The organism is Endozoicomonas sp. ONNA1 (assembly GCF_024606325.1).
Lineage (GTDB): Bacteria > Pseudomonadota > Gammaproteobacteria > Pseudomonadales > Endozoicomonadaceae > Endozoicomonas_A.
In genome coordinates this window covers 1-4425 of sequence record NZ_JAHHPN010000545.1, presented here as the reverse complement: position 1 = coordinate 4425, position 4425 = coordinate 1, and the positions used below count along the sequence as shown (strand labels likewise).

The following is a 4425-nucleotide window of genomic DNA, read 5'->3' as shown; positions in this document are numbered from 1 at the left end:
ATAGCTCGCTATTCTCCTCACAAAACCGAATTTTCATCCTCAATTTTCTGCCGTCTTGGCTACGTGGTCTCCCAGACGGGGCCATTGTCGGTCAGGCTCCCGGAAACCCAGGCAGGTTATCTCCTTGAGGCCAGAACAAAGTACAAAAACATCTGGCGCAAAAGCCCACGAATCGCTCTCCCTCTCAAACAACCATGGTAAATTTAGTCAAGGAACGCCAGATTAACAAGCAGCTCAGCATACATTGAACGACATTTTTCCTGCGAGCCTTGGGCTTGTTTCTCTGAAAGACTTATAGATCAGGTTTAGCTATCCTCGGTGAATCGCCCAGTGCGGACCCGCAGACCAAGGTGCTGCAGGGGCCGGAGGTTAGAGATCCCCGGCTAACCGATTTATACCTGTTTCAAAAACTAAGTATTTAGCTATAGCGTCTTTTTTTTCTGCGTGGAGGGTTGCACTCAGAGTCAGTGCTATCAGTCTCTGAACTTTCTTGTGTGGAGCTATCCGTTTCTAAACTTTCCGGATCTGAACTTTCCAGACCTGAACTTTCCGATTCTGGACTTTCTGAGTCTGAACTTTCTGGGCCTGAAGACGGATTGCTACACTCCATTTCACCAGTCATTACATTAAATTAGCAAAATGGGCAGGATGTTTTTTTAAACCATTTTGCGATGCATTCACGGTGAAATTTATGACCGTACTCAAAAGTGCGCAACTTTCCATCATTAATTATTTCTAAACAAATTTCCGTTCGAGGCAGTTAAACCGCTCTTTCACCTCATGTTTGAATTGACCATGTTCTTTGTCTTACTGGTCAAACCTTTGGTGCATTTCACCACGGGTTTGACCCAAAGCATCAACTGCGTCAGTCAGGGTGTTGCGAGTATGATCAATCTTTGTCGGCTGAGGTTTTGCTTTGGCACTCAATGGCATAACTTCAATCTATATAAGTGAAGGACACAGATTAGCAGAGATTAACGGCAAGACACTTAATCCGGATAGGGCAGAGCCTGACAGCTTTGATCCGTCCCACACATCTTAGCTCTGTAATGATCTTTAAGATAACGGCCTTCGTTCGACGGCTTAGTTGTTTGGCAGTCACTCTCAGTTTGGCCATTGCCATCTCAGCAAATGCGGAAGTTCGTCAACAGTCATACCATTAACGCCAGCGGCTCCTTTATTACCTTGAAGCTGCTAAGTACCGGTACCAGATTATTCCTCTCAAGTAGCCGCACCATCACAGGTGAACAAAAGATGGATTTGGATTCAATCGGGTCTCCCGTTACCAGTTCCCCCCCTGGATAATCCAGAGACAACGACAGTTGTTTAACAACTGTCATCCGAAATCACTTCCCCGACAATTACTCTCCAATATCTGTTCAGACCTTCAGGGGCGAGATTCAACTACAATGCCTTCTGCTGACAAGGCAATGGATGGTCTGTTGCAGGAGCCATTTTCGGTCTTCTGTATTGCGGTCAAGCAGAATGATTCCTTTGTCAGATGCTCCCTCAACAAAATGCCGACCTCCCGATGTATGACACTTAACTTTCCTCGCGCAGACCCTGCCTCACGGCAACGCCCTTGCTCTTGCGCTAACCTCCGGCTCTGCGAATACCTGATCTTCACTTCTCAAGTTAAGTGCCATGCCCGGCACACGCGCCTGGTTCAGCCGCGCCGCCGACGTCGTCGGGTGGAGAGCAAAGCCCGGAACGAACTTGAATCATTTGTTATGTGGCGTTTTATGGTCTACTTTTGCGAGATTCATCAAAAAAGAAATCATAGAATCAATCTCAGGATCCATATATTATGGTATTTATTTACAAAGCGTTATTTATTCTTTCCGCGATAACTTTCAATCTTTTTATATTCAATGCTTCTGCTTCTGAGCAGATAAACTTTTTTATATGTTCAGCTAATGAAAATAAAAGTCAATATGCTGTTATTGAAAGAAAAACAATTGATAAGAAAATCTTTAATGATGACTTTGATAACAATTGGTCTGTAATTAATCAGCTTGCTCCGTTTTTTCTTGTCAGGGGCCATTACATTCCCAGCTCCTGTGAAATAGTTAATTTAAAAAACTTAACTAATGAATTTCCATATTTGAAAGATAGCATCAAGCGATATTTGACTTTAGAAGATAGTAAAGATAACAAGGAGCCATTAATAGTAGTATTGCCTACTCAATTGACCAATTCAGATTCTATTAATAAAGTTCGTCCAGCAATAATTGCTACGAGCCTTACCTTTGCAATTTTATGGGGGCTTGGTTCTTCATATTTAGCACCTGGCTGTTTAATGGTTTTTATAACCTGTGCATTCAGGCCTGAACAATGCCAGACAGTTTTGGAAAATTTTTCCGATTTCTTCTCTGAACTATGGACAAAAGCGACATCACGACAATCTACATCTATGTCAGGAACGGGACATAGATTGGGAAATTAGCCACATAAGGAGCCAGTAGAAAAATCAAAGAACAAAGCCGTAAAACTTGCGGCTCCTGTTATTAGCGAGTGCTGACCTTCAGACTCCCTGTTAATTTATAATTTTTCCACTCTGGCTTATGACCAGTCTGGGAACCGTTCAGAACACTGCAGGCGCTTCTGGCTGAGCAAGCAGTTTGCGCCTCTGGTAAAAGAACAGGTGCTGTTTGATATCGTGCTTTTTACCCCAGCCAGAGGCCGAAAGTCCGGATTTTTGCCAGTCGTTCATTCGTTCTTGCCAGACTAGCTGTTTTGTTTGCGCTCTATAGGTTTCATAGATCTTTCCGTTTTGAAACCTGAAGTATTAAGGGATATGGCTTTCTTTGTAATGTGGGGTTAATTTACCGTTTATGAACAAACGAAAAACGTGTGGTTGGAGTGAGGAGTACCTTTGTCACGTTCTTGGACTGGTTAAATAATGTTCATGCATTTGCCCTGGCCCCTTGACGGAGTTACGACTCACATGTGTTTGTTATGTTGCTACTGTTTGGCTCTCGACTGAACTAAAATGGTTGCTGAGAGTAACAGAGCCAAAGGTATAGCCAAGGGTTGTAAACCTTCTGAAATAAGTGGCTCATGGCGATAATGAGATATTTTTTTTGTAAACACGCCTTGTGCCGTATTGAAATCAAAATGCACCTCATTAGTTGATTTTTTGTATTTTATTTCTACAGGCTCGAATAAATACTCTCGAGCTTTAGTAATGGATAAACCCGGTCTGTCTCCAGCAGAATCAAAAATTATTAACTCACTATTGTCATTACAGCCACCACAACATTGACTATCAGATCTATCACTCCCCGGACGGTAGGGACATTGATCACAATTTACAGGTTGAGCTTTGATTGTCAACTGATTTTCATCGCCACTAAATCTAGTAACACGAAAAACAGGAGTTATTCCTTTATTAGAATTACTTAATTTAAGAGTTGGAATATCCAACCAAATAATTGAATTTTCTTTTAACTCAGATATTGCATAATTTAAGGAAACTCCAGAAAGTAAACAATTATCAATTAATAATGCAAAAAATGAAGTTTCTCCTAAATAAGGAAAACTTACTTGAGGACATAAACTCTGGTTGTCTGTAAATGAGAACTTTTCGGGATGATCCCACATTTCTGATTGAGGCATTGAGTTATCAGATGATTTACAACTAATTTGGCTGGTATTTATACCAGTTGTAACCTCTCCTTCAGCTATCAATGAATAACTATCATCTTGATTCTTAAATGTTGTCTGGAAAAAAGTAGTCAATGCGTGAGTGCTTTGCACTTGAATCAACGAACAAAGCAACACTGAATCCAGCAAGAAGGGGTGATGATGTATTGAGTTTTGATAAAACACAGCTAACCTCCTTTCCTTGAGCATTCAAGAAAATGGTCTATGCATAGACATATTAAGATATTTAGAGGATTTTGCCTGTATTTTTGCAACATAATCGGGATAGGGCATAGCATCACGACTCTGCTCACCGAGTAAAAGGAGCTACAAGTTGTAACTCCCCCCCCAGTCGAGTCGCCCAAGGGAACCTCCCCCTCAGCATCGGGTAGAAGGAGCTAAAAGTTATAACTCCAACCCCCTCAGATCCCAGCGTGCGGATTTCCCGCACCGGGCTCTTCGACATTTGACTTACAGCACTGCATTAATACGCAACTTCCAGAAGGGGGATTCTTATCTTCGGTTTCAGTAACGGCATAATCTGTTTAAGGCGATTGAATGCCTCCCAAGTCACCTTGCCCTTTCGGCTTCGCTTACTGAGCATCCTGCGCCAATATCTCTCCATAAACCGATACACCTTGCAAAGGCTATGAAAGTTCCCTTTCCGGTTGCGAGTACAGTAATGGGTGAATCCAAGGACATAGCCCCCCCATCTTTGATCCCGAATTTTCAAACAGCAGCTTTGGTTACAGACCGGGAAGATCTGCACAAGATGCCGTG

6 protein-coding genes are annotated in these 4425 nt (G+C 42.4%); 2 read left to right on the top strand and 4 right to left on the bottom strand.

Features of this window, described 5'->3' with window-relative positions:
• Nucleotides 1-201: hypothetical protein (locus KDK19_RS12565; RefSeq protein WP_257287224.1), on the top strand; the 201-nt coding region annotated here is incomplete at its 5' end.
• 430 nt (nucleotides 202-631) lie between these two features.
• On the opposite strand, the gene KDK19_RS24390 is transcribed toward KDK19_RS12565, so the two are convergent.
• Nucleotides 632-745: an RING finger domain-containing protein gene (locus KDK19_RS24390; RefSeq protein ID WP_368736461.1), complete on the bottom strand. Its 114-nt coding sequence runs from the start codon at nucleotides 743-745 to the stop codon at nucleotides 632-634.
• A 406-nt stretch (nucleotides 746-1151) separates the two neighbouring features.
• A complete protein-coding gene (locus KDK19_RS12560; RefSeq protein WP_257287225.1) occupies nucleotides 1152-1340 on the bottom strand; it encodes a hypothetical protein in 189 nt (62 codons plus the stop codon).
• A 467-nt stretch (nucleotides 1341-1807) separates the two neighbouring features.
• On the opposite strand from KDK19_RS12560, the gene KDK19_RS12555 reads away from it, so the two are divergent.
• Nucleotides 1808-2446, top strand: coding sequence for a hypothetical protein (locus tag KDK19_RS12555; protein ID WP_257292095.1), 639 nt, complete (start codon nucleotides 1808-1810; stop codon nucleotides 2444-2446).
• A gap of 138 nt (nucleotides 2447-2584) precedes the next feature.
• On the opposite strand, the gene KDK19_RS12550 is transcribed toward KDK19_RS12555, so the two are convergent.
• Complete coding sequence (locus KDK19_RS12550; RefSeq protein ID WP_257287226.1) at nucleotides 2585-2713, bottom strand: hypothetical protein; 129 nt, start codon at nucleotides 2711-2713, stop codon at nucleotides 2585-2587.
• 251 nt (nucleotides 2714-2964) lie between these two features.
• Nucleotides 2965-3831 carry a hypothetical protein gene (locus KDK19_RS12545; RefSeq protein WP_257282043.1) on the bottom strand — a complete coding sequence of 289 codons (867 nt, stop codon included), beginning with the start codon at nucleotides 3829-3831 and terminating at the stop codon, nucleotides 2965-2967.
• Nucleotides 3832-4425 lie beyond the last annotated feature (594 nt).

Coding starts and splice junctions, on each gene's coding strand:
- KDK19_RS12555 (WP_257292095.1), top strand. CDS start 1,808: ATGGTATTTATTTACAAAGCGTTATTTATTCTTTCCGCGATAACTTTC.
- KDK19_RS12560 (WP_257287225.1), bottom strand. CDS start 1,340: ATGACAGTTGTTAAACAACTGTCGTTGTCTCTGGATTATCCAGGGGGG.
- KDK19_RS12550 (WP_257287226.1), bottom strand. CDS start 2,713: ATGAACGACTGGCAAAAATCCGGACTTTCGGCCTCTGGCTGGGGTAAA.